The sequence below is a fragment of the Paraburkholderia ribeironis genome (genome assembly GCF_900019265.1).
GTDB lineage: Bacteria > Pseudomonadota > Gammaproteobacteria > Burkholderiales > Burkholderiaceae > Paraburkholderia > Paraburkholderia ribeironis.
Map to the genome: position 1 here is coordinate 14,393 of NZ_CYGX02000031.1, position 24,274 is coordinate 38,666.

General features: G+C 62.5%; 19 protein-coding genes and 1 pseudogene. 11 read left to right on the plus strand and 9 right to left on the minus strand.

Annotated elements, in window-relative coordinates:
- On the minus strand, nt 1–487 hold a 487-nt coding region (locus BN2475_RS14820; RefSeq protein ID WP_425435534.1), incomplete at its 3' end, for a branched-chain amino acid ABC transporter permease.
- Between the two features lie 518 nt (nt 488–1,005).
- On the opposite strand from BN2475_RS14820, the gene BN2475_RS14825 reads away from it, so the two are divergent.
- The 7 genes from BN2475_RS14825 (at nt 1,006) to BN2475_RS14855 (ending at nt 9,364) form a co-directional block, all read left to right on the plus strand.
- Entirely contained in the window at nt 1,006–3,105 is a 2,100-nt protein-coding gene (locus BN2475_RS14825) for a hydantoinase/oxoprolinase family protein (RefSeq protein WP_094780267.1), read from the plus strand.
- Nucleotides 3,106–3,119: 14 nt separating this feature from the next.
- A complete protein-coding gene (locus BN2475_RS14830) occupies nt 3,120–4,802 on the plus strand; it encodes a hydantoinase B/oxoprolinase family protein (RefSeq protein WP_094780268.1) in 1,683 nt (560 codons plus the stop codon).
- An 11-nt stretch (nt 4,803–4,813) separates the two neighbouring features.
- Nucleotides 4,814–5,644, plus strand: a complete 831-nt coding sequence (locus BN2475_RS14835) for an NAD-dependent epimerase/dehydratase family protein (protein ID WP_094780269.1) — start codon at nt 4,814–4,816, stop codon at nt 5,642–5,644.
- Nucleotides 5,645–5,680: 36 nt separating this feature from the next.
- The gene (locus BN2475_RS14840) at nt 5,681–6,877 is read left to right on the plus strand and encodes an NAD(P)/FAD-dependent oxidoreductase (protein WP_094780270.1); all 1,197 of its coding nucleotides are present in this window, start codon (nt 5,681–5,683) and stop codon (nt 6,875–6,877) included.
- Nucleotides 6,878–6,909: 32 nt separating this feature from the next.
- The gene (locus tag BN2475_RS14845) at nt 6,910–7,650 is read left to right on the plus strand and encodes an SDR family oxidoreductase (RefSeq protein WP_094780271.1); all 741 of its coding nucleotides are present in this window, start codon (nt 6,910–6,912) and stop codon (nt 7,648–7,650) included.
- Nucleotides 7,651–7,683: 33 nt separating this feature from the next.
- Nucleotides 7,684–8,436: an SDR family NAD(P)-dependent oxidoreductase gene (locus BN2475_RS14850; RefSeq protein ID WP_094780272.1), complete on the plus strand. Its 753-nt coding sequence runs from the start codon at nt 7,684–7,686 to the stop codon at nt 8,434–8,436.
- A gap of 175 nt (nt 8,437–8,611) precedes the next feature.
- Nucleotides 8,612–9,364 carry a FadR/GntR family transcriptional regulator gene (locus BN2475_RS14855; protein WP_094780273.1) on the plus strand — a complete coding sequence of 251 codons (753 nt, stop codon included), beginning with the start codon at nt 8,612–8,614 and terminating at the stop codon, nt 9,362–9,364.
- A 258-nt stretch (nt 9,365–9,622) separates the two neighbouring features.
- On the opposite strand, the gene BN2475_RS14860 is transcribed toward BN2475_RS14855, so the two are convergent.
- From BN2475_RS14860 to BN2475_RS35535, 4 genes and pseudogenes are all read right to left on the minus strand, one after another.
- Nucleotides 9,623–10,795 (minus strand): branched-chain amino acid ABC transporter substrate-binding protein, encoded by a 1,173-nt coding sequence (locus tag BN2475_RS14860; RefSeq protein ID WP_094780274.1) that lies wholly within the window; start codon nt 10,793–10,795, stop codon nt 9,623–9,625.
- Nucleotides 10,796–11,198: 403 nt separating this feature from the next.
- Nucleotides 11,199–11,783 carry a helix-turn-helix domain-containing protein gene (locus tag BN2475_RS14865; RefSeq protein WP_094780275.1) on the minus strand — a complete coding sequence of 195 codons (585 nt, stop codon included), beginning with the start codon at nt 11,781–11,783 and terminating at the stop codon, nt 11,199–11,201.
- 52 nt (nt 11,784–11,835) lie between these two features.
- Nucleotides 11,836–12,795: a sensor domain-containing diguanylate cyclase gene (locus BN2475_RS35530; RefSeq protein WP_245841327.1), complete on the minus strand. Its 960-nt coding sequence runs from the start codon at nt 12,793–12,795 to the stop codon at nt 11,836–11,838.
- Nucleotides 12,796–12,895: 100 nt separating this feature from the next.
- A pseudogene (locus BN2475_RS35535) lies at nt 12,896–13,426 on the minus strand (PAS domain-containing protein); the annotation flags it as partial.
- On the opposite strand from BN2475_RS35535, the gene BN2475_RS35540 reads away from it, so the two are divergent.
- Nucleotides 13,403–13,735 carry a hypothetical protein gene (locus BN2475_RS35540; RefSeq protein WP_245841328.1) on the plus strand — a complete coding sequence of 111 codons (333 nt, stop codon included), beginning with the start codon at nt 13,403–13,405 and terminating at the stop codon, nt 13,733–13,735. The pseudogene BN2475_RS35535 and the gene BN2475_RS35540 overlap by 24 nt on opposite strands.
- Nucleotides 13,736–13,849: 114 nt before the next feature.
- Nucleotides 13,850–15,634: a histidine kinase gene (locus tag BN2475_RS14875; protein ID WP_094780276.1), complete on the plus strand. Its 1,785-nt coding sequence runs from the start codon at nt 13,850–13,852 to the stop codon at nt 15,632–15,634.
- 124 nt (nt 15,635–15,758) lie between these two features.
- Here BN2475_RS14875 and BN2475_RS14880 read toward each other — a convergent pair whose 3' ends face one another.
- The 4 genes from BN2475_RS14880 to BN2475_RS14895 all read right to left on the minus strand — a co-directional run bounded on the left by BN2475_RS14880 (nt 15,759) and on the right by BN2475_RS14895 (nt 20,203).
- Nucleotides 15,759–16,355: a dimethylamine monooxygenase subunit DmmA family protein gene (locus tag BN2475_RS14880; RefSeq protein WP_245841329.1), complete on the minus strand. Its 597-nt coding sequence runs from the start codon at nt 16,353–16,355 to the stop codon at nt 15,759–15,761.
- 27 nt (nt 16,356–16,382) lie between these two features.
- On the minus strand, nt 16,383–18,059 hold the full coding sequence (locus tag BN2475_RS14885) for an APC family permease (RefSeq protein WP_094780277.1): 1,677 nt from the start codon (nt 18,057–18,059) through the stop codon (nt 16,383–16,385).
- 147 nt (nt 18,060–18,206) lie between these two features.
- A complete protein-coding gene (locus BN2475_RS14890) occupies nt 18,207–19,319 on the minus strand; it encodes a heme-dependent oxidative N-demethylase family protein (RefSeq protein ID WP_094780374.1) in 1,113 nt (370 codons plus the stop codon).
- A 26-nt stretch (nt 19,320–19,345) separates the two neighbouring features.
- The gene (locus BN2475_RS14895; RefSeq protein WP_483874391.1) at nt 19,346–20,203 is read right to left on the minus strand and encodes a PDR/VanB family oxidoreductase; all 858 of its coding nucleotides are present in this window, start codon (nt 20,201–20,203) and stop codon (nt 19,346–19,348) included.
- A gap of 610 nt (nt 20,204–20,813) precedes the next feature.
- On the opposite strand from BN2475_RS14895, the gene BN2475_RS14900 reads away from it, so the two are divergent.
- Together BN2475_RS14900 and BN2475_RS14905 are read left to right on the plus strand one after the other, a co-directional pair.
- Nucleotides 20,814–21,926 (plus strand): aminomethyl transferase family protein, encoded by a 1,113-nt coding sequence (locus tag BN2475_RS14900; protein ID WP_094780278.1) that lies wholly within the window; start codon nt 20,814–20,816, stop codon nt 21,924–21,926.
- Between the two features lie 68 nt (nt 21,927–21,994).
- On the plus strand, nt 21,995–24,187 hold the full coding sequence (locus BN2475_RS14905; RefSeq protein ID WP_094780279.1) for an oxidoreductase: 2,193 nt from the start codon (nt 21,995–21,997) through the stop codon (nt 24,185–24,187).
- The last annotated feature ends 87 nt before the right edge of the window (nt 24,188–24,274 follow it).

Sequence of the window (24,274 nt, forward strand, 5' to 3'; positions counted from 1 at the left end):
CGACGATGATCACGATTTCGGTCATTGAGATCACGGCGCCCGGCGTCGTGTCGGTGGCCTTGATCACGTTGATCGGGTCGGTGGGCAACAGCTGCGGGAACGGCAGCGGGTTGCGCGACCAGATCATCATCGCGAGCGTCTGCAGCAGGATCGACACACCGATGGCCGTGATCAGCGGCGCGAGACGCGGCGCTTTGCGCAACGGCCGGTAGGCCACGCGCTCGATCGTGTAGCCGACCACCGAGCAGACCGCCGCTGCGATGATCAACGCGATGACCAGCGTCGGCACGTTGCCGAGGCCGGGGAAGTGGTTCTGCAGCACACCTATGGCGGAGAGCGCGACCATTGCGCCCACCATCAACACGTCGCCGTGAGCGAAGTTGATGATGCCCAGAATGCCGTAAACCATCGTGTAGCCCAGTGCGATGATGGCATAAACGCTGCCAAGCACCAGTCCGTTGAGAATCTGCTGAATAAAGATATCCACCCATACCTCGCGATGCCCCACGGGAGCAATGTGGCCGAACGGGCCGGCGCTCACTCGCCGACGCGACGACAAAAAACAGAAACAGTGCGCCGCAAACAACTCACGACCCACCCACCGGAACCCGCCCTCAATCTCCTCCAAAAAAACTGAAAACTAGGTTTTCCGAAACTTTCCGCCTATAGGTACTGTTACTGATACCAGCCCGTTCCCGACGCTCACCCTCGCCATCAACAACGCTTAAATTCTTTTAAAAACAGCCATTTACATTTTTGAGATGCCGAATGAAAATTACCCCGGAGTGCAAAATTTTTTTGTTCATGTTGACAGCACTGTAAGACGTCACTCATCATATGTCAACGGGCGAAAAATAACGGCTTGGACGGCCGTCAAGCCAGGAGGAGATGGGTCGGGTGGCAAGGCGCAAGGTATCGGCTACGCGCTCCCTCCGATCGCCGTCGACAGGAACTTTCGCCGGGCTTCCCGCCCGGCGCATGTCACAGGTCTTAAACAGGAGAGTCATGGTGGCCAGTCACGACAAGGCGCGGGTTGGTGTGGATATTGGTGGGACGTTCACCGACGTCGCGCTTGAACTCGGTGGAGAGCTCTTTTCCACCAAGGTCCTTACGGACTACACGGCGCCCGAGCGCGCCATCATCAAGGGCATCGGCATCGTTGCCGACAAGGCCGGCATTGCGCTGAAGGACATCGGCGTCATCATTCACGGCACGACACTGGCCACCAACGCTCTCATCGAACGACGCGGTGCGAAGACCGCCTTCATCACGACGCAGGGGTTCCGCGACACGATCGAGATGCGCACCGAGAACCGGTTCGAACAGTACGATCTGAACATCAAGCTCCCGCCTCCGCTGGTCGAACGCTGCGACCGTTTTACGCTCGGCGAACGGATCGACGCGCAAGGCGGCGTCCTGCTCGCCCCTACCGAGGCCGAGATCGATGCCATCGTCGCTCGCATCGAAAGAGGCGGCTATGAAAGCGTCGCCGTCGGCTTCATTCACGCGTACGTCAATGGCATGCACGAACGCCAGATGCGCGATGCAATCGAAAAGCGTCTGCCCCACGTCTCGGTGTCTATTTCGAGCGAAGTGTCGCCGCAGATCCGTGAATTCGAACGCTTCAACACCGTTTGCGCCAACGCTTATGTCCGACCGATCATGAAGTCCTACCTGGACCGGCTGCTCGGCAAGGTCCGTGAGGCGGGCGCCATTTGTCCGATCTTCATCATTCACTCGGGCGGCGGCATCGTGTCGATCGAAAGCGCATCCGAGTTTCCGGTGCGCCTGGTCGAGTCGGGACCGGCGGGCGGTGCGATCTTCGCCGCGCACATCGCGGCGCGCTACGATCTGAATACCGTTCTCTCATTCGACATGGGTGGCACGACTGCCAAGATCTGCCTCATCGACGAGCTCACGCCCAAGACGGCCAACACCTTCGAAGTCGCCCGCACCTATCGCTTCAAGAAAGGCAGCGGCATGCCGATCTCCATTCCCGTTGTCGAAATGGTCGAAATTGGCGCTGGCGGTGGTTCGATTGCCTCGCTCGATGTGATGCGCCAGATCCGTGTCGGTCCGCACAGCGCGGCCTCCGAGCCCGGTCCCGCCTGTTACCAGCGCGGCGGCACGCAGCCGACCGTGACCGATGCCGATCTGTTGCTCGGGCGACTCGACCCCGCGAACTTCGCAGGCGGCTCGATCCAGTTATCCGTCGACAACGCGGCGACGGCAATGGTCAACGAAGTAGGCGGCGCGATCAGTCTCAGCGCTGATGAAACGGCGTACGGTGTGGCCGAAGTCGTGGACGAGAACATGAGCAACGCCGCACGCGTTCATGCTGTCGAAAGCGGCAAGGACATCAGCGACTACACGATGATCACCTTCGGCGGCGCCGGTCCCCTTCACGCTGCGCGTCTCTGTGAAAAAAGCGGCATCAGGAAATTCATCGTGCCGCCAGGCGCGGGGGTCGGCTCGGCTATCGGCTTTCTGCGCGCGCCGTTCGGTTATGAGAGCGTGCGCAGCGCGAGCATGCGGTTCAATGAATTCGACGCGAGCGCGCTCAATGAGATCGTCGATCAGTTGAGCACTGAGGCGGTGCACTTCGCGCGTCAGGGCTCGGGCGACGCGGAGCCGCTCGTCGAAATCAAGGCTTTCATGCGCTACGTCGGTCAGGGATGGGAGATTCCCGTCATGATTGCGCACCGCCGGTTTACTGCCGAGGATCGCGCGAGCTTCACCGAATCGTTCACCAAGGCCTACACCCAGTTCTTCGGCCGCCCGATCGAAGGCCTCGATATCGAAATCGTCAGCTGGGCCGTCAAGGCAAGCTCGCCGCTTCCGCCTGTCGAGCGCTTGCAACTGGTAACGTCCCGCGACACCGTGGCCCCGCCGAAGACCCGCAAGATCTTCGACGCGGCCCTGCATCGCTTCGTCGACGCGGCGATTGTCGAACGTGGCTCCCTGAAGGTGGGAGAAACGGTGACGGGTCCGGCCATTATTGTCGAGCCAGAAACGTCGACCCTTGTCACCTCCTCCTTCGACGCGACGGTCCAGCCGGATGGCTGTCTGCTTGTGGTCGCTAAAGAACTCAACGCCGCCCGGTAATCAGGAGTACCAACATGTCTATCAGTAATCTCGACACGATTCACATGCAGGTGATGTGGAACCGCCTGATCTCTGTCGTTGAAGAGCAGGCCATGGCCTTGATCCGTACGGCGTTCAGTACCAGCGTGCGTGAGGCGGGCGATCTGTCAGCCGGCATTTTCGACAAACGCGGCCGGATGCTGGCGCAAGCTGTCACGGGCACGCCGGGCCACGTGAACACGATGGCCGAAGCCGTCGAGCACTTCATGAACGCCATCGGGCTCGACCGGATGTACGAAGGCGATGTCTACCTGACCAACGACCCGTGGAAGGGCACGGGGCACCTGCATGACTTCACGGTCGTCTCGCCTTCGTTCCATAAGGGCGAGCTGATCGGCTTCTTTGCCAGCACCGCACACGTCGTCGATATTGGCGGGCGTGGCTTCGGCCCTGATTCGCGGGAAATCTACGAGGAAGGTCTGTTCGTGCCGATCATGAAGCTGATCGAACGCGGGGAAGTCAATCGCGACCTCATCAATATCCTGCGCAACAACGTGCGCGAAGCCGATAAGGTCGTCGGCGACCTTTACGCACTTGCATCGTGCAACGAAACAGGTCACAAGCGCCTGCTCGACATGCTGAAGGAGTTCGATCTGAATGACGTCGAGGGGATCGGCGAGTTCATTCTGGCGCGCAGCCGCGAAGCGACGCTCGAGCGCATCGCCGCACTGCCGAAGGGCACCCAGACGAACGAGATGACGCTCGACGGCTATGACACGCCCGTCAAGCTCAATGTGACGCTCACCGTCGGCGAAGATCATCTGCTGGCCGATTTCGCCGGATCTTCGCCCGCCAGTCCGTACGGCATCAACGTACCGCTGCTGTATGCGAAGGCATACGCCTGTTACGGCCTGAAGTGCATCATCGCGCCGGAAGTGCCGAACAACGCGGCATCGCTGGAACCGTTCCGCGTTCAGGCGCCGGCAGGCTGCATTCTCAACGCGCAACGGCCCAGCCCGGTCGCGGTTCGCCACGTGCTCGGTCATTTTGTGCCCGACCTGGTGCTCGGCGCGCTGCACAAGACCCTGCCCGATCGCGTGCCCGCCGAAGGCTCCGGCGCACTGTGGAACCTGCATGTCAGCGCGCGCCCGGTACGTGAGGATTCGGGTCTGAAGGGCAGCGAAATCCTGATGTTCAACAGCGGCGGCACGGGTGCGCGGGCGGAACTCGATGGCCTGTCGGCCACAGCCTTCCCGAGTGGCGTGCACGCCATGTCGGTCGAAGCGACGGAACAGGTCGGGCCCATCGTCGTGTGGCGCAAGGAAATGCGTTCCGGTTCAGGTGGCGCAGGCAAGCTGCGTGGCGGTCTGGGCCAGATCGTTGAAATCGGACCGCGCGCCGGCTATCACTTCCGCTTCAACGCGATGTTCGACCGCATCGATCATCCGGCACGCGGACAATCGGGTGGCAAGTCTGGCGCGCCGGGTCAGGTCACACTGTCGGATGGCACGAAAATGAAGGGCAAAGGAACACAGGCCGTCGCCGAGCATCAGCGGGTTGTCCTGTCACTGCCGGGCGGTGGCGGCGTAGGCGCACCGAGCCAGCGGGATAAGCAAGCACTGCTACGCGATATCCGCAACGAGTACATCTCCGAAGCGCAGTTGCGCGACGACTATGGCGTCACGCCAGATGCGCTGAACGCTTCGACCAACCAGTAAAGGAGCGACACATGACCGATATTTCCAAGCCGCCGTTCAAGAACATCCTGATCACAGGCGCTGGCGGAGCGCTGGGCTCCGTGCTGCGCGAATCGATCCGTCCGTACGCGGAAACGCTCAGTTTGCATGGCCGCCAGCCGTTGGATGAAGTGCGCGAGAACGAAAAACATTTCATCTGCGATCTCGCAGACCGGGATGCAGTATTCGAAATGCTCAAGGGCGTCGACATGGTGATCCATATGGGTGGCGCACCGCGCGAAAACACGTTCCAGGTGATTCTGGATTCGAACATCGTGGGCAGCTACAACATCTATGAAGGCGCGCGCCAGGCGGGTGTGAAGCGCGTCATCTACGCCAGCTCGGTGCATGCGATCGGCTTTTACGAATGCACGCAGACCATCGATGCAAACGCGCCGCAGCGACCCGACAGCCTGTATGGCGTCAGCAAAACGTTTGTGGAGAACCTCTCGCGCTACTACTTCGACAAGTTCGGCATCGAGTCGGTCTGTCTGCGCATTGGCTCGTGCTTTCCGAAGCCGACAGACCGCCGCATGCTCGCGACGTGGCTTTCCTATGATGACTTCTCGCACCTGTGCATCCAGTCGATCATGACGCCGAGCGTCGGTCATATGATCGTCTACGGCAACTCGAACAACAGCGCGAACTTCTGGGACAACACGCAGGTCGCCTATCTCGGCTACCGCCCGAAGGACTCCGCCGATGCGTATCGCGCTGAGGTGTATGCGAGCACGCCCGTTGGCGATCCTCGACATCCGGCCGTTCGCTTCCAGGGCGGTCAGTTCGCCGCCGATGGACACTTCGAAGATCCGAAGACCAAGTGAGCGCCTCTATCCGACCGACCTTTTGGAAGCATTGAGATGGCACAGCAAGCATCAAAGGCACACTACGATGTCGTCATCGTCGGCGGCGCTGTCGTTGGAAGCGCGACCGCTTATTTTCTGGCGAAGAATCCGGACTTCAACGGTTCGGTTCTCGTCGTCGAACGCGACTGGACCTATGCGCAGTCTGCCACCGCCCTGTCGAGCGCGTCGATCCGACATCAGTTCTCAAATCCGCTGAACATCAAGATCTCCCAGTTCGGCACGGAGTTTATTCGCAACTTCCACGAGCTGGTCGCGGTCGAGGGCGATGCGCCCGAACTCGGGTTCAAGGAAAACGGCTATCTGTACCTGGGCGACGTCAAGGGTGCGCCGATGTTCGAGCGTAACTACGCAACCCAGAAAGAGAACGGCGCCGACGTCGTCCTGCTCGATCAGGAACAACTGCAGATCCGCTTCCCCTGGCTCAACACAGATGGACTTGTGAACGGCGTCTATGGACAAAGCGGCGAAGGCTGGTTCGACAGTTACGGCCTGCTGCAGGGTATGCGCAAAAAGGCACGTGCGCTCGGGATCGAATACATCGAAAATGAAGTGGTCGAGGTGATTCGCGAAGGCGCGAAGATCACGGGCGTCAGGCTCAAAAGCGGCGAAACGATCGGTTGCGGTCTCATGGTCAACGCAGCGGGCACTCGAGGCCCCGCGGTGGCACGTCTCGCCGGCCTCGATATTCCCGTTGAGCCGAGAAAACGCTGCCTGTTCGTCTTCGACTGCCGCACGCCGTTGCAGGGCACGGTGCCGCTCACGATCGATACGACGGGGATCTTCTTCCGTCCGGAGGGGCAGTATTACCTGACGGGCTGCTATCCGGACCCAGACCCGCTAGCCGACGTCAACGATTTCGATGTCATCCACGCCGAGTTTGAAGAGATCATCTGGCCTGCACTTGCTGAACGCATCCCCGCGTTCGAGGCAATCAAGGTCGTCAACTCGTGGGCAGGCCACTACGACTTTTGCATGCTGGATCACAACGCGATAGTCGGGCCACACCCGGAAGTCACCAACTTCCTGTTCGCCAATGGCTTCAGCGGTCACGGTCTTCAGCAGGCACCTGCTGTCGGTCGAGGTCTGAGTGAACTGATCACCTATGAAAAATATCGATCGCTCGATCTTTCGCCTCTCGGTTATGAGCGCGTGGTCAGGAACGAACCGTTCCTCGAAGAAGGTGTGATCTGAGTTTTGTCGCCAATCTATTTCGAGGCAAGAACATGACTTCCCATTCCTATCAGACCGCGCTGGTCACAGGTGCGTCCAGCGGTATCGGACGTGCGATTGCACAGCGGCTCGCCAACGACGGGCTACAGGTCTACGCGCTCGGCCGCGACGCCAAAGCACTCGATGCGCTCGCAAGCGAATGCAACGTCATGCCGATCGTTGTCGATCTGCAAGACACCACGCCACTGCGCGAGCTGTTCGAGCGTGTCGAAATCGACATCGTGGTCAACAACGCGGGGCTTCTTCCGGCGCTTGCAAAATTCGGCGAGAGCGACCTCATTGATATCGACCGCATGATCGATATCAATCTGCGTGCGCCGCTGCGCCTCGCACATATGGCCCTCGACGGCATGATCAAACGCGGGCGCGGACATCTGTTCTTTGTGGGCTCGAGCGCCGGCCGCTTTCCGCATCCGAACACGGCGGTCTACGGTGCGACCAAGGCTGCGATCAGCATGTTCTGCGATTCGCTGCGTTGCGATCTGCTCGGCACCAAAGTCCGCGTCACCGAGATCGCGCCTGGCCGCGTGCAGACGAGCCTCTATCGCACCGCACTCGGCACTGACGGCGCAAACGAAAAGCTCTACGACGCCTATCGTTCGATCCAGCCAGAGAACATCGCAGAACTAATTGCTATGGCCATCGCGCTGCCCGATGCCGTCGACGTGTCGCGCATGGAAGTCTTCCCCACCGATCAGGCTGCAGGTGGCTCGCAGATCGTCTCGGTCAAGTAATCAACGTACCTTGAAACAGGACACATTCGAATCATGAAGAATCAACGAGTTGTTATCGTCGGTGGCGCCTCCGGCCTTGGTCTGTCCGTTGCAAAGCTGATGCTCTCGGAGGGCGCAGAAAGCATTGCGCTGATCGACAAGAACGCACCGCTTCTTGAAGAGACCGTGAGCGCGCTGAAGGAACAAGGCCACCAGGTTTTCGGCGCGGTAGGCGACATTACGCGCAAGGACTCCGCGCAGGAAGTTTTCCGCAAAGCGCTCGAAGCGCTGGGCCGCGTCGATTGCCTGATCAACAGCGCAGCAATCTATCCGCGCCGGCCGATTCTCGAGATCTCCGATGACGAGTGGGACCTCGAGAACGCGGTCAATATCAAGGGCACCTATCACATGATGGTTGCCGCGATCGAACATATGCGCAACCGTCCGAAGGTCGAAGCGCATATTGCGGGCCGCATCGTGAATATCACTTCCGTCGACGCGTTCAAGGCCCATCCGCAAAACGCGCACTATGCGGCGACCAAGGCCGCCGTAGTGAGTCTGACCAGGTCATTCGCCGAGGAAGTCGCAAAGGACGGCATCCTCGTGAATTCCGTCGCACCTGCGGGGTTCGCGACCGACAAGGCGAAGAAAGCAGGCTTCCTTGGTGAACTCGCCGCCGCCAATCCGCTGGGCCGCGCGGCCGAGCCCGAAGAAATCGCGCAGTGGGTCGTGATGCTGGCCAGCGCCCGCAACACCTACGCGACCGGCGAAAACGTCATCGTCAGCGGCGGCTACATCTACGCTTGATCGGCATCAATGGCTCGCCTCACGCGCGCCGTGGGGCGGGCGACGAGGCATTCATCAATGTGGTAAAGTCGTAATATGTCACACGCCGCAGGTCAGACACATTTCACCCATGCCGGCGCGGTACGCCTGCAGCCGAGATTGCAGCGCACTCCTGATCCGGTGCGGAGCAAACGGAATGAATCTGGACGCTGAAACCTTACTGAAGAATGCGGCAAGCTCTGGAAAGCGCCGCAGCCTGACCGAACTGGTCATCCAGGCACTGAACGACAAGATTGACCGGGGCGAATATGCGCCAGGCGCGAAGCTGCCGACCGAGCCCGAACTCTGCAATGAGTTCGGTGTAAGCCGGACGGTAGTACGTGAAGCCGTTGCGTCGCTCAAGCTCGGCCGTCGGCTCATTGCCCGCCATGGAGTTGGCGTGTTCGTTGCCGAGCGGCCCACTCAGTCCGGCGAAACGAACTTCATCGACTCGACCACGCTGAACAATTCGATGTATGTGCTGGAACTGCGTATCGGTGTAGAAACCGAGTGCGCAGCCCACGCGGCAATGCGCCGATCAGAACATCATCTCAAGGCGCTCAAGGAAGTTTACGCCCGCATGGAGATCGCCGCGGTGGACGACGACGCCGCATGCGCGCGCGCGGATTTCGAGTTCCACCTGGCTGTCGCGACCTGTTCGGAAAATCCGCACTTCACGTCGATTCTCCGCACCCTGGGTCAGGAGATCATTATCGATTTGCGTCTCAAGCACGCGAAAGCGGACGTGAAGGAACGCAAAACGTACATCAGACGTATCCAGCGCGAGCACGGTGACATCCTTGAGGCTATCGAACGGCAAGACGAAGGAGCGGCGCGGCGTGCCATGCGACGGCATCTGAACGAGAGCCTTGAGCGCTACCACCATCTTTCGAGTACTCGCGCTGAATAGCGTGGGAATGTCGCCAGTGCCAAACGGGCGCGTTATCGCTCTGGTCATATAGCAATCTGCGAGCGGCGTAAGCAAGCCTTATTTGCCGGATCTGGATTCCGTTAGGAACGCGAAATGCCCATCATCCCTGATGGGCATTTTGTTTTTTTGGCTATGCTCCCGTACTTCGTTGTCAATTTCCATACACGACAAAAGCCGGGCGACGGTACGAGGCGTGACGCTTCGCTCGACCGTCGTCCGAGCCGATCTGCGTTGCCGTCAGTTCTGCATTGGCTCAACCTTGTCGCCATAGGCAACCGCCTGCGGAACCCACTTCCCACCGATCACCTTATAGAACGTCGCGGCGGGATCCTTCATGTCGCCGTTCTGCACGAATGCGATATTTCCGGAAACGCCCTCGAATGAAACGGACTTGATCATCGGACCGTATACCTTGGGGTCCGTAGAGTTTGCTTTCTGCATCGCGTTGATCAGCACCCACGTCGCGTCGTAGGCCGAAGGTGAGTAGGCCACCACGCCTTCGTTGTACTTCGCCTTCATCTTGTTGTCGAATTCCTTGCCCGCCTTCAGCTTCGACAAGGGCACACCGTAGTCCCATGAAACGGCCCCTTCCGCGCTGTCGCCCGCGACTTTCAGGAAAGTATCGTTTTCAAAACTACCGCCACCCAGCAGCGTCGCCTTCATGCCGAGTTGACGCATCTGTTTGATCAGCATTCCCGCCTGCTGATCGAGTCCCCCCCAGAAAATGACATCCGGATTGAAGGACTTCATGTGTGTCAACTGAGCCTTGAAGTCGACGGCCTTGTCGGCGGTGAATTCACGATCGACAATTTTCCCGCCAGCCGCTTCTACCCCCTTGACGAACTCGTCTGCCATGCCCTGCCCGAAAGCCGTCCGATCGTCGATGACGGCAATGCTCTTGCCCTTCAATGTTTGAACCGCCGAATGGCCGGCAAGCTGCCCCATCTGCGCGTCGGAATTGGTGACACGGAAAACCGTCTTGAAACCCTGTGATGTCAGCGTAGGATTGGTCGCCGTTGGCGACACCATGGGAATGCCCGCGTTGTAGTAGATGCGCGAAGCCGGAATGCTCGTTCCCGAATTGAAATGACCAACGATGCCCGCGACTTTCTCGTCGACGAGCTTCTGCGCGACCTGCGAGCCCATCCGCGGATCACCCTGATCGTCCTCCGCGTCGATTGCGAAGTGCACAGGCTGACCGGCGATCACGAGCTTTTTTGCGTTGGCATCGTCAATGGCAAGCTCGACGCCGCGCTTCAGATCGACTCCGTAGTGTGCGGACGCGCCCGTCAGTGGAGCAGCAAAGCCGATCGTTACATCCGCGGCGTGTGCGGCTGAACTAGCCAGGAATGCTCCAGCGGCCATACAACAGGCCACCACGATAGTTTTGGGTTGGTGCGAGATGTTCATCTAATTCCTCTGCGGGTTCGACAGGTTGAAAAACGTTGTCGGGTCCGGGATGACGCTATCTCAAGCCGTATTGCTGCTTTGCAGAAGACCATGGCGGCTTTGTCGGACACGATACGCACAAGGTATTAGGTAAGACGTCATATGTCAACGAATCAAAAAGGCCGGATGAACCAGGGTTTTCGAGGGGTATCAAGGACAAGCGCCGATCTCTGGGGTACGAGTCGGGGTGTCAAACTGGACACCCCGCATGGCCTGCAGAGCCAGCACCACTGGATAGAACCGCCAGGAGATCAGCGCTTCGAACCACGAAGTAAGCGGCGCACCGCGAGTGAATGCGCAGCGTCGCTACTGTGTCATGCGCAACCATAAGTTGCTGCTGCCACGGCGGATCTTGCACCGATGCTCAGGATTCCGAACCGACAGCGTGCCCGTACATAATGATCGTAATGAAGCGGATCGGCAGTTTGATCAAGCGCTCTGGCCCATGCGGAACCGATCCGCGAAACGTGAATGCGTCGCCGGGCTGCAGCAGGTAGCTGCGATTGCCGTGCCGATACTCGATCTTGCCCTGCAGCATGTAGATGAATTCAGTGCCCGGATGCTCGAACGTCGGGAAGATCTCGGACTCGTCATCCATCGTGATGAGGAACGGCTCGAACAGCTTGGCCGGCCCCTGATCGTAGGCGAGCAGATGATAGGTGTGGCCCCTGGTCGTGCCACGCCGGACCACCTCCATGCCCTTGCCAGCCTTCACGTGCTGCGCATTGCCCTCCTGACCTTCGAAATTGCGGAACAACGTGGACATCGAGATGCCGAGCGCACGAGAGAGGCTCACCATCGATTCGAGGCTGGTCGACACCTGGCCGTTCTCGATCTTGGACACCATGCTGCGCGAAAGCCCGCTCTGCTCGGCAAGCTCGGCGATCGTGAGACCTTGATTCGTGCGGTTCTCGCGCACGACCTTGCCGATGAAGTGCTCGATCGACATTGAGTGATCGGGCGCTTCCCCTGCCACCGGTGGCGCATCCCCTTTGTGCTGCTCAGCCCGCTTCGTCATCTGCCTGTCCCTGTTGATTTGGCGTGCCCGGCGCGCGGCCTGTGCCCGCGGCTTCGCCCGCCGCGAGGGCACTGTCGAGCATGTCGAGCGCGCCTGAGAATTCGCCCTGCGCGAGCGCCCAGCCGACCTGTGCAGTAGCACAGAATTCGTGACCCTCGACGCGCAACGGACGGCCGACGATATCGCGCAAGCCTTCCGCGAGGATATCGAACGCCGCCGTGCTGTTGTCGGGCATCAGCGCCGCGACCTGCTCCGCGCACTCGCACTCGCACCACGCGAGCGCCGACGCCGAAAAGCCGGTGAGCATGATCGCAAAATCCTGCTTGTCGAGCAATGTCGCGCAATTGAGGTCGCTTTGGATCGTCTCCAGGCGCCGGCCCAGTTCCACCAGCACGCGGTCCGCATACTCCGTACCGAAACGTCCCATCACCTTCTCGAAGTCGGCCACGCGAACCGCAAACACCGCGCACGGCTGGCCATTGCGGCGCGCGAACGCTACCGCAAAGCTCAGCCGATCCATGAACATGGCGGAATTGGTGAGGCCCGTCGAGCGGTCGAACACGAGCCTGCGCCGCGCGCTCTCTTCGGCGAGCTGGCGCCGCGTCACTTCGATGATGAAGCCTTCCAGGCCCAGCAGCTCGTTGCGCGCGGAAAAGATGCCGCGCCCCTGGTCCCACACCCATTTGGTCTGGCCCGAGCGATCGACGATGCGGTACGTCACCTCGTAGGGCTCGCCCATCGCCACGCGCGCCTGGATCTCGTTCCAGACGAACTCGCGATCCTCGGGATGAATGAGCGAAACGAACTTCATCACCGATTCGTCGAGCAGCTCGTTCGCTTCGTAGCCGGTCAACTCGAAGCAGCCCTCGCTCACGAACTCCATCGACCAGTGGCGATTGTTCTGCCCGCGATAAATCATCGCGCGGACGTTCGCGAGCAGCATGCTGCAGACTGCGGCGGCTCGCGTGCAGCGCCTCCTCGTTACGGCGGCTGTTCGAGACGTCGAGCGCGAGACCGACCGCGCCGATCAGTTGCCCCTCCTCGTCCGCCACGGCGTGGCAGCGCAATTCGACATGGAACATGGTTTCGTCGGCGCGGATCATGCGCACGACCGTGATCAGCTCGCTGATGTGGCCGTCGAGCAGCGTTGTGAGCCGCGCGCCCAGCGTTGCGCGGTCCTCGGGATGCACGAAGCCAGCGAGCGGCGGAACTTCGCCACCGCCACCGACGATGCGCAGCATGCTGCGCCATGCGGGATTCACGAAGATCAGATTCTGCTCGCGGTCGATGCGAAAGAGCGCCTGCGGCAACTGCGCGACCACCTCCTGGCAGTGCTGCTGGATCTGCGCAACGCTACGCTGCGCCTCGGCGCTCGCGTAAGGCGCCGGGAACTGCAGCAGCGTGAGCCGCGAGCCTCCGCCGCGCAGCGCGGTGACGGGATGGCGCCTGAACGTGCCGTCGCCGTATGCGAGGCGCAATGAGCCGGAAGTGCGCTCGTCTTCGCCGCCAGCCTGCGTGAGCAGCTTCGTCAGATCCAGCAGCGACTGCGGATGCACGAGATAGCCGAACGGCATGCCGACGATCTCGTCGACGTGGTGCTCCCAGCGGGCATGCTTCAGAAATGCGTCGTTGACGAACACCACTGCGTCGTTGTCGAGCAGCACCGCGGGCGTGGACAGATTCTCGGCGAACGCGCTGAGCTCGGGCGCCGCGGAGCTGCGCATGCCGCGCCGCACCGCCCGTTTCGCGCCGAACGTGAAGGCGAGCCCGAGCAGCCCGCTTGCCAGCGCGAGTGCGAAGGCGATGGCGACATAGAGAAGCACGTCGACGCCCTGCCCCGGTCCGAGCCGCGGCAGCACCAGCCCCATGACCAGCACCAGTAGCGTGGTGGAAAACAGATACACTGTCATCATGCGTTGGCCTCGCGAATCCGCAACCGGGCGTGGCAGTCAGAGCCCGTCAGTACCCTCTTCGCTACTCGTGCTACTCGTCTCCAGATGAATGCCGTCGACCGTGCCTGGCTGCGCCGTTATCCGCTCTATGCGAAAACCTGCATCGTCCTCGCTTGCCTCGTCGCATTGATCGCGCTGCTGTTCGTCTGCACGCGCGTTCAGCTGGACAACAAGGCCATCTACGAGCAGGCGGCCATCACGGTGGGCGATACCGCCAGGTTGCGCCGCATCGCCAAGAGCATCGCTGCCGTTACTCCCAATACCGCCGCCGGACTGAACACCCAGGCCACAGAGCTCGTACGCAACGATACTTTGTTGACGCACTGGCGGCAACGTGGCGCGCCCACGTCACTCATCGCCGCGCAGCTGGCCGCGCTCGACGCCTCGCACGCGACCCCGGAGATGCTCGATGCGCTCAAGATCGAAATCGATCGCCAGGGCGACGCGCTGGAGGCCATCATCACGCTGCTCGAGGCCTGCACCGCCGCGCTGTTGTTCGCGGGCATCTTCGCGCTCGCTTGGGGCGCGCGGCGCGCGTTCGTCTTGCGCCCGGCGCTGCCCCTGCACATGCTCGCCCAGGTCGGTCACGCGGTGCCCGCGGGACGCGACGAGATCGACCGGCTGCTCACGGTGCTCAATGGGCTCGTGGCGCGGCTACGCAGCGAGCAGGACGAATCGGCCCAGCTCAAGCGCATCGTCGAGGACCACATCGCGTTCGCGGACCAGTCGCTCGATCTGCTGCATTATATCTGCGCCCAACTCGCCGAAGACGCCCCCACCGGCGGCACGCTCGAAGCGCTGCTGCAACGGCTCGTCGGCATCCTGCGCGTGCAGCGCATCGCGCTCGTGCTCTCCGAGACCTCGGCGCAATTGCTCGGCGTGGACGCCATCGTGGCGCCAGCGGACCTCGCGCCGCATATCGTGCGCGAGCGCGTCGTGAGCGAGCTGATGCCGCTCTCCGGCGTGCGCTCGCTGCCGCACAGCCAGTCGAACGAGCTCCTGACGGTCCTCGCGGCGCCGGTGCGCGTGCCTTCTGGCACGTATGGCGTGCTGATCGGCGAAGGCGAAGCCGACACGCGCTACGAGCAGCGTCATCTGCATCTGCTGGAGACGATCGCGAGCGTGCTCGCACACGCCATCTCCAACCTGAGCCGCGACGTGCGAGACCGGCGCATGACGCTGCTCGAGGAGCGCAACGCGATCGCACGCGAGCTCCACGATTCGCTGGCGCAATCGCTCTCGTACATGAAGATCCAGCTCGCGCGGCTGCAGGCCGTGCTGCCCGACGAGCTCTCGCAAAGCGACACCGGCCAGATCGCACGTGCGATCCGCGAAGGGATCGACAGCGCCTATCGCCAGTTGCGCGAACTGCTCACCACGTTCCGTACGTCGGTGCATGCGCGCGGCCTCGCGGCAACGCTCGAGGAAGTCGCCGAAGAGCTGTCCTCGCGCAGCGAGGTGCAGATCTCGGTCGACAACCGCATCCGCCGCGTGCGGCTCACGGTCAACGAGGAGTTGCACATCGGGCAGATCGTGCGCGAGGCGCTCACCAACGTCGTGCGCCACGCGCGGGCGTCGAGCGCGCTCGTGACGCTCTCGTCGAACGAGCGCGAGGTGACCGTCACGATCGGGGATGATGGCCGTGGCATCGCCACCGAATCGGGCGGCGAGCATCACTACGGACTCTCGATCATGCGCGAGCGCTCGCGCAGTCTCGGAGGGCGGCTCGACATCCGCTCGAACGAGCCGAGCTCGCGCATCGTGGTCACGTTCGTGCCGGCCTCCTTCGCGCAACATGCGCGCATTGGAACGAGCGGCACCGTGCGGTGAATGCCTTTGCATCTCTCGCCGCGAAACCGATACACGCGGCCAACGCTGCTCAGCTATGGAACGAGAGTGGAAAAGGCTCACGCAATGTGACGCGCGAGCCTTGTGAAAAGCGGCGTCGCTGCCGCTACGGATAAGCGTGCTCGATAGCGGGCAATTCGCCTGGCGCTTCGGCATCGGCCTGCACGCCCATGAACGCGGCGAGCCGCCGCGAGAAGTGATCGCGCACGAGCAACTGTCTGCCGCAACCGGCGCAGGGCGCCACGTTGGTCGTGACGGCTTCGTTCATCGTGCGGCAGTGGATGCAGTACACGCGCCGCTGCAGGCTCCCGCTATGCTGCACCCTCACCGCCTCGGGCGCGATGCCGCAACGCTCCGCTATCTGCCACACTGACCAGATGAACGGCTCCGTGCCGAGCGCGTAGAGACGGATACCCACACGCGCGCCGAGCAGCGCCTCGCCGAGCGCGCCGAGCAGCTCGCTCTCGCCGTCGAAGCGGCGCGCCACGGCGTCGCGCAGCGCGCAGGCGGCGCCCGCGTGCGCCAGGTCCTCGTCGACCGACCAGATTTCGAGTGACGCCGGGCCCAGCGCGCTCAGGACCTTCAACGCACGCACGCGGTCCGCCTCAGTCGCGCCGGAGGCCACGAGCCAGTGCTGCGTGCCCTGCGGATCGGCTTCGAGCGGCGTGTACACCGGGCGGCTTTTGTTAAGCGACATCATCATCGTGCGCGCCCTCCTGGGATGCGGGTATCAGTAGATCGCGAGACTATGGGTCACTGCGATTACAGCAATGCCGGCCGCAACGGTCAGATAAGGCAGAATCCCGGCGCGTTTCACGACGCTGCCACTGCCGGCCAGCTCCATGTCCTCTTTCATCGTTTCGGGGAAATGCCCCTTGTCGGTGATGTAGTGGCGAAACAGAAACACCGGGATGATCAGCGCGGCAAAGAACAGACCCGACTTGAGCGTGCCCGCGCCCCACGTGTCTGCGCCCATGCCGAGCAGCGCGAGATTGACGAAGGAGAATAGCGTGCCGAGCACGATCAGCCAGTTGGGCGCGCGGAACGGCCGGTGCCAGTCCGCACGGTCGAGCCGGTGAATCCACGCGGCATTCAGGTTCAGGAAGTTGAAGATGATGTAGCCGACGTTGGACATCGCGAGCACGAACACGTAGTCCGACATCATCAGCAGGATCAGGTTGAAGCACAGGTCGGTCCACATCGCACGCGTGGGTGCGCCGTGCTCGTTCACGTGTGAGAGATACTTCGGCAGCCAGCCGTCCACGGAAGCCTGATACAGCGTGCGTGACGAGCCCGCCATCGATGTCATGATCGCGAGCACCAGCGCGAGCACCAGCATCACCACGAGCACACGCTCGACCAGCAGGCCGCCCTGGATCATCGGCGCCATCGCCTTGGCCACGCCCATGCCGCTGTAGATGTCCGGCGAGAGCATGCCGCTATAGACGGCGGGCGTCACCACATTACCGGCGGCATCCTTCACCTCGGGCGTGACGAGGTGGCCGAGGCCGAGCACGCCTTGAAACGAGAGCGGCACCACCGTGAACACGAAAATGCACAGGAGACCTGAGTAGAGGATTGCCTTGAACGTATCGACCTTCGGGTCACGGAATTCACGCGTGTAGCAGACGGCGGTTTCGAACCCGTAGGTCGACCATGCGGCGACGAACAGCCCCCCGGCCATCAGCGTGACGCCCGCGCGCCCCCACGTGCCGTCGATGATCTGCCCTGCGCCGTCCTTTGCAAACGGCACGAGCGGAAACAGGTTATGCCAGGGCACCTCGCCGGTGAAGAGCGGCACCGTGCCCACGAGAATCAGCGGAATCAGCGCCGCGACGCCGAGTATGGTCTGGATTCGCGCGGCGTTCATGATGCCGCGGTGCTGGATCGCGAACGTGATCAGAAGGATCGCGGCGCCGAGTATGAAGGTCGCGTTAATGCGCAGGCTCAGGCCCGAGCGCAGCCAGTCGAGGCTCACGAGCGTGATCTGCCAGGTGTTGATGGCCGAGTCCGCTGGAAAGAGAATCGAGAGCAGGTAACCCGCCGCGAGCCCCGAGCCGATCGCGAGCACCGGCGACCACGCGAACCAGTTGCACCACACCGAGAGCGGCGCGAACAGCTTCGAATAGCGCACCCACGCGATGGCACCGTAGACCGACGCCCCGCCAGACTTGTGCGGAAAGAGCCCGGCGATCTCCGCATACGAGAACGACTGGATGAAGCCGAGGCCGATCGAGATGATCCAGACGGCCCACGAGAGCTTGCCGACGGTCGCCGCAATCGAGCCGATCGAGAACAGCACCAGCGCCGGCACGCCGCTTGCCACCCAGAACGCGCCGGTCCAGCTGATTTTGCGCTGCAACGAACCCTCCGGTTCGCCGGCGAAGTCTTCGGGAATCGCATTCATATGTGTCTTCCTTTCTCTGGTGTGGGACCGCTGGGCGGTGGCCGGAATACGAAATGCAGGGATGCGCCCGTCGCCCTGTCGCGCGCCGTATGCCAGCGCCGCGTGAAAGGCGGCGCTGGCACGGCACGCGGCATGGCCACGAATGACTCAGGAACAGGCAAAACTTGGCCGCACGTGGGACTTGCTGAGCGAATCGCTCAAGCGGTCGACCTCGGACTGGGTGCCGAGCGTGGTCGGCGCACCGTCGTCGAACTGCGCGAGCCATTGCCGCGCGGTCTCGCGATAGCGGACCAGCCCCTTGTATTCGGCAAGCTCCTGCGGCAGCGTGTTCAGCACGCGGTGCAGGCGCTTACCCCATTTCGGCACGCGCACGAGCTCGTCGAGGCCGATCAGATAGCAGCGCACGCAAAACAGGATGGCGTTGCTGCGCGGCAGCCTGAACAGCGTCTGCAGCTCGACGCGCAGATACAGCTTGCGGCCGATGTTCTCCGGCGTGATGCTCGCGCGGTCGGGGCCCCACTCCGGGTAATGCTCGGGCGAGGTGTCGAGGCGCGGGTTGACCGTCATCGTCCAGTTCAGCCGCCGCACCGGCGCGCCTGGTTGCAGGCGTAACAAGAATTTCAGCGCGCGCTCGAAAATGCCGGCCTGATGCGCGAGCGGCACCGGTCCGTGCCACTCGGTGAAGCTCATGCCGAGATCGAAGTCGAGCGACCAGTCCGCCTGGGTCGTCACCGTGCCGCCGTCCATGAACAGGTTGTCCTCACGCTGATCGAGCAGGCAGAAGTCGCCCTGCGCCTGGCGCGTGATGTATTCGAACGGCGGGCACGGCAGCGTGGCGGCGTCGCCGAACACGAACGATTGCGTCAGGCGCAGCGGGCGGTTCGTCCAGGTCCAGCGCTCGCCATGCTCACCATTGCGCTCGAGCTGGAAATACTCCGGGTAATCGCGTGCGAGGCTTTCCATGATGAGCTCGAGCGTGTCCCACTGGGCGGCGTCCATGTGTTCCAGCACCTGACAGCGCAGCGGATCGCACTCGAGCGTGAACGCGCGATCGCGGCATTCGGCGATGTAGTGCTCGTCGACGTCGAACGCGGCCCGGAACACCGTGCCGGGCTCGCCGCTCGCATGCGGCTCGATGTTCACCGAATACATGTACTTGTCTTCCGGAAACGGAAACGGAAAACGCAGGATCGCTTCGTCGCTGTTGCGATACGTATAGATGTCGCGAAACGACTCATCGGGCTTGAAGGCTATGGACATGGCGTTGGGCTTCCTCGTATTCATCATCAGATGTTCAGCACGAGACGCTCGCTGCGCGCACGCGACACGCAGGGCAGCACGTTGCAGTTCGTCGCGCGTTCGGCGGCGCTCTGGAAGAAGTCGCGATGTTCGGGTTCGCCTTCCAGCACTTCCAGCGTGCAGGTTCCGCAGGCGCCCCCGCGGCACATGTACGGCACGTCGATGCCGGCCGCTTCGAGCGCTTCGAGCAGGCTCTGGTGGGCGCCCACGGCCACCTCGCAGCCGCTCTTCGCCAGCACCGCGACGAACGGCTCGCCGTGCGACGCGCCGCCGAAGCTCTCCTGGTGAAAGTGGCTGTCGGGCCAGCCGAGCGAGCGCGCGACCTGAGCGAGCCCTTCCATCAAACCGGACGGGCCGCAGGTATAGAGATGGGTTCCGGGCGGCTGTGCGGCGAGCATCGAGCCGAAGCGCGTTTCGGCATCCTGAAGATCGGTGTACACGGTCACGTTGCCCGCGATGCGCTCGTCGATCAATGCCTGCAGTGCCTCGGCATCCTCGGGGCGGCAGCACAGATGCATCTCCACGCACGCGCGGCTCGCGGCCAGCTCCGGCAGCATCGAGAGGAACGGTGTGATGCCGATGCCGCCTGCAACGATCACGTGCTTCGCCGCGCGTCTTGCGAGCGGAAAGAAGTTCGAAGGCATCGATATTTCGAGCTGGGTGCCCTCGTGCACCTGCGTGTGCATGAAGGCCGAACCGCCGCGCGAAGCGGCCACGCGGCGCACCATGATCTGGTATGCGTCACGCGCGCCCGCAGGCTTCGTCAGCGAGTAGGCATTGCGCCAGGTGCGTGCGTCGCCGTGCATGGTCACGACGACGTGGCTGCCTGCGGAATAGGCCGGCAAGGAGCCTCCTCCATCCGCCGACACGAGTGTGAAGCGCCTGATATCAGCCGTGATGCTCTCCACTCGTTCGACACGTACTGGTATCGCCTTTGGTCCATTCATGCCCATTGATCCTCACGTCAGGGTGAGCGCGTGGCCGGCAAAAGCCGCGTGAGCGTCCGGAAGAAACTGCACCGATGCTCAGGGAAGACCCTGAACCGGACACGCGCATGCATGGCTGCGAATCTGTAGAAACAGAATCGGCGAGCAAAAAAGGGAGATCAATGATTCATTGGGGGTAGCCCCCGCGCTACGCCCGCGAGGGTGCATGCGAGCGCTGGCCATGCAGCGCAATGCCCATGTGACGGGCGTGCAGCGCGCATTTGTGCACATGCACGGCGACGCGATACAACGTGTTGCGGCGCATTTGAAAGCTTCGCGCGGCGCAACGAAGTAGCGGGCCTACCCACTTCGAGGTAGCGCCTCGGGGCGATTGTGATGCCGAATTTAACGACCCAGACTGATTGCCATCCAGCGACTCTCCAGCGGCCCTCGTCGAGGCCAACCGGCCCAGACGCGTCGGTCTTCACTCATGCAAGTCACGCAAGGCTCTCAACCTCGGGAAAACGCTATGACAAGGCAATCAATTCTGAATATCCGCCATCGCGAACTGGGCTCGAAGCTGGACGGCGATATGTGGAACGACATGCCGCTGCCCTGGTACTACCACAGCGACCCGAACGACGAAGTGGTCGCGGTGCGTTCCACTGCGGGCCTCTACGATATCAGCGCGCTGAACATCCTGCGCGTGAGCGGTCCCGATGCCTGCGCCGTGATCGACAGCATTTGCGCCATCGACGTCACGAAGATGAAGCCCGGCACCGCACGGCTCGCCGCCGAAGTCGACGAGCGCGCCGTGATCTGCGACGACCTGATGGTGATCTACGACGCGCCGAATCAATACCGCATCTCGCACGGCGGCGGCATCACCCAGGCGCAGTTGCGCCGCGCCGCGCAAGGCCGCGACGTCGAATGGCAGCAGGACTTCGACGTGCATATGCTGTCGCTGCAAGGCCCGCGCTCGGCGGCCATCCTGCAGCCGCACATCGGCATCGACATCGCAAAGCTGCCGTATTTTGCGCACGTCGAAACGAAGCTGTTCGATCGCAAGATCATCATCTCCCGCGGTGGCTATTCCGGCGAGCAGGGCTTCGAAGTCTCGTGCAGCGCGAACGACGCCATTGCGCTGTGGGACGCCATTCTCAAGGCGGGCAAGCCGCACGGCATCGTGCCGGCCTCGTGGACTTCGCTCGAGCTCGCGCGCATCGAGGCCGCGCTGCTCTTCTACCCCTTCGACATGCCCGAAGGCGACGTCACGCCGTGGGAGCTGAACCTCGACTGGATGATCGACGTCGACAAGCCCGGCGACTACGTCGGCAAGGCAGCGCTCCTTGCCGCTCGCGGCAAGGAGCGCTTCAGGCAGGCCGGCGTGCTCGTGAAGCACGACGGCGCGGTCGCTGCGGGCGCGAAGATCTTCATCGGCAAGGAGCAGGTGGGCGTCGTCACGAGCGCGACGTTCAGCCGGTATCTGATGCAGTCGCTCGCCATGGTGCACCTGAAACCCTCGCATGCGGCGCTCGGCACCAAGGTGGAGATTCGCGACGCCGCGGGCACCTTCACCGGCGCCGTCACCCGCACACCCTTCTACGACCCGCAACGCCTGCGCACCCGCGTCGCGGCCTGAGCATCGACTCATGCAGCCACTCATGCAGCCACCACGTAGCCGAAAAACACACCAGGAGACACGTTTCCATGCCCCGCGATCCCCGCTATGACGTGCTGTTCGAGCCCCTCAAGATCGGCCCGAAGACGTTGCGCAACCGTTTCTATCAAGTCCCGCACTGCATCGGCGCGGGCAGCAACCTGCCCGGCTTCCAGGCCGCGCACCGCTCGATGAAGGCCGAAGGCGGCTGGGCGGCGATGAACACCGAATATTGCTCGATCCATCCGGAATCGGACGACACGCACCGCCTCTCAGCACGCATCTGGGACGAGGGCGACGTGCGCAACCTGCGCGCGATGACCCAGGAAGTGCACAAGTACGGCGCGCTCGCCGGCATCGAAATGTGGTACGGCGGCTCACACGCGCCCTGCATGGAAAGCCGCGCGACGCCGCGCGGTCCAAGCCAGTATGCTTCGGAGTTCGAAACGCTCACGTACTGCAAGGAGATGGATCTCGACGATATCCGCGACGTCCAGCACTTCTACGTCGAGGCGGCGCTGCGCGCGCGCGACGCCGGCTTCGATATCGTCTATGTGTACGGCGCGCACTCGTATCTGCCGCTGCAGTTCCTCTCGCCCTATTACAACAAGCGCACCGACGGCTACGGCGGCTCGCTCGAAAACCGCGCTCGCTTCTGGCTCGAAACGCTCGAGAAGGTGCGCCGCGCCGTGGGCAGCGACTGCGCCATCGCCACGCGCTTCGCCGTGGACACGCTCTACGGCAGCGGCGGCGTCGAAGTCGAGAAAGACGGCATGAAGTTCGTCGAAATGGCCGATCCGCTCGTCGACCTGTGGGACGTCGACGTGGGCGACATCGCCGAGTGGGGCGAGGATGCTGGCCCGTCGCGCTTCTACCTGCAGGGCCATCAGGTCCCGTGGACCAGATTCATCAAGCAGGTCTCGAAGAAGCCGGTGCTCGGCGTGGGCCGCTTCACCGATCCGGAAAAGATGACCGAAATCGTCACGAAGGGCTATGCCGACATCATCGGCGCAGCGCGTCCTTCGATCGCCGATCCGTTCCTGCCGAAAAAGATCGAGGAAGGCCGCGTCGACGACGTTCGCGTGTGCATCGGCTGCAACGTCTGCATCTCGCGCTGGGAAATCGGCGGGCCGCCCATGATCTGCACGCAGAACGCAACCGCTGGCGAAGAGTACCGCCGCGGCTGGCACCCGGAGAAGTTCGAGGAGTCCAAGTCCGACGATTCGGTGCTCGTAGTGGGCGCGGGTCCGTCGGGTTCGGAGTGCGCGCGTGTGCTGATGCAGCGCGGCTACACGGTCCACCTCGTGGATAGTGCGGAGAAGATCGGCGGCCATCTGAACAGCGTGGTCACGCTGCCCGGCCTCGGCGAATGGGGCTATCACCGCGACTACCGCGAGACGCAGATCACCAGGCTCCTGAAGAAGAACCGGCAGAGCCAGCTCGCGCTCGGCGTGAAGCCGCTCAGTGCCGCCGACGTGCTCGACTACGGTGCGGAGAAGGTCGTGATCGCCACGGGCGCGCATTGGGTCGGCGACGGCACCAATTGCCTCACACACGATCCGATCCCCGGCGCGGATGCTTCGCAGTGCGATCAATTGACGCCCGAGCAGGTGGTGGCGGGCAAGAAACCGATCGGCAAGCGCGTCGTGATCCTCAACGCGGACACCTACTTCATGGCGCCCAGCCTCGCCGAAAAGCTCGCGGCGGCCGGTCATGAAGTCACGATCGTGAGCGGCGTGCATCTCGCGAACTACATGCACTTCACGCTCGAGTATCCGAACATGATGCGCCGGCTGCACGAATTGCACGTGACGGAGCTGGGCGACCACTTCGCAAGCCGCATCGAGAAGGGCCACATCGAGATCTACAACATCTGGGGCGACGGCTCGCGGCGCACCTACAAGGGCGCGGGCCAGCTGCCGCGCGAGGCCAACAGGACGCACCGCTGGCTCGAATTCGATTCGCTCGTGCTCGTCACCGGCCGCCGCTCGAACGACACGCTGTACCGCGAGATCAAGGCCAAGCAAGACCAGTGGGAGAGCAAGGGCGTCAAGGCGGTGTATCTGATCGGCGATGCTGAAGCGCCGCGCCTGATCGCCGATGCGACCTTCACGGGCCACCGCCTCGCACGCGAGATCGAGGAGGCGAACGCGCAGTACCCGCTGCCGTACAAGCGCGAAGTGGCCGTCTGGGGCACGCCGCATATGCCTGAAGGCACTTACCAGATCATCTACAAGAAGTAGCGTTGCGTGGGGCCGGAGCGCTTTGCGTGGGACCGGAGTAAGTGCTGAAGCACAACTCAGGATCGATGCTCTGCATGGGACCGGAGT

Coding starts and splice junctions, on each gene's coding strand:
- BN2475_RS35530 (WP_245841327.1), bottom strand. CDS start 12,795: ATGCTGCTCGCGAACGTCCGCGCGATGATTTATCGCGGGCAGAACAAT.
- BN2475_RS35540 (WP_245841328.1), top strand. CDS start 13,403: ATGCACGAGATAGCCGAACGGCATGCCGACGATCTCGTCGACGTGGTG.
- BN2475_RS14865 (WP_094780275.1), bottom strand. CDS start 11,783: ATGTCGATCGAGCACTTCATCGGCAAGGTCGTGCGCGAGAACCGCACG.
- BN2475_RS14840 (WP_094780270.1), top strand. CDS start 5,681: ATGGCACAGCAAGCATCAAAGGCACACTACGATGTCGTCATCGTCGGC.
- BN2475_RS14905 (WP_094780279.1), top strand. CDS start 21,995: ATGCCCCGCGATCCCCGCTATGACGTGCTGTTCGAGCCCCTCAAGATC.
- BN2475_RS14885 (WP_094780277.1), bottom strand. CDS start 18,059: ATGAATGCGATTCCCGAAGACTTCGCCGGCGAACCGGAGGGTTCGTTG.
- BN2475_RS14850 (WP_094780272.1), top strand. CDS start 7,684: ATGAAGAATCAACGAGTTGTTATCGTCGGTGGCGCCTCCGGCCTTGGT.
- BN2475_RS14835 (WP_094780269.1), top strand. CDS start 4,814: ATGACCGATATTTCCAAGCCGCCGTTCAAGAACATCCTGATCACAGGC.
- BN2475_RS14900 (WP_094780278.1), top strand. CDS start 20,814: ATGACAAGGCAATCAATTCTGAATATCCGCCATCGCGAACTGGGCTCG.
- BN2475_RS14890 (WP_094780374.1), bottom strand. CDS start 19,319: ATGTCCATAGCCTTCAAGCCCGATGAGTCGTTTCGCGACATCTATACG.
- BN2475_RS14845 (WP_094780271.1), top strand. CDS start 6,910: ATGACTTCCCATTCCTATCAGACCGCGCTGGTCACAGGTGCGTCCAGC.
- BN2475_RS14860 (WP_094780274.1), bottom strand. CDS start 10,795: ATGAACATCTCGCACCAACCCAAAACTATCGTGGTGGCCTGTTGTATG.
- BN2475_RS14825 (WP_094780267.1), top strand. CDS start 1,006: ATGGTGGCCAGTCACGACAAGGCGCGGGTTGGTGTGGATATTGGTGGG.
- BN2475_RS14880 (WP_245841329.1), bottom strand. CDS start 16,355: ATGATGATGTCGCTTAACAAAAGCCGCCCGGTGTACACGCCGCTCGAA.
- BN2475_RS14830 (WP_094780268.1), top strand. CDS start 3,120: ATGTCTATCAGTAATCTCGACACGATTCACATGCAGGTGATGTGGAAC.
- BN2475_RS14855 (WP_094780273.1), top strand. CDS start 8,612: ATGAATCTGGACGCTGAAACCTTACTGAAGAATGCGGCAAGCTCTGGA.
- BN2475_RS14875 (WP_094780276.1), top strand. CDS start 13,850: ATGAATGCCGTCGACCGTGCCTGGCTGCGCCGTTATCCGCTCTATGCG.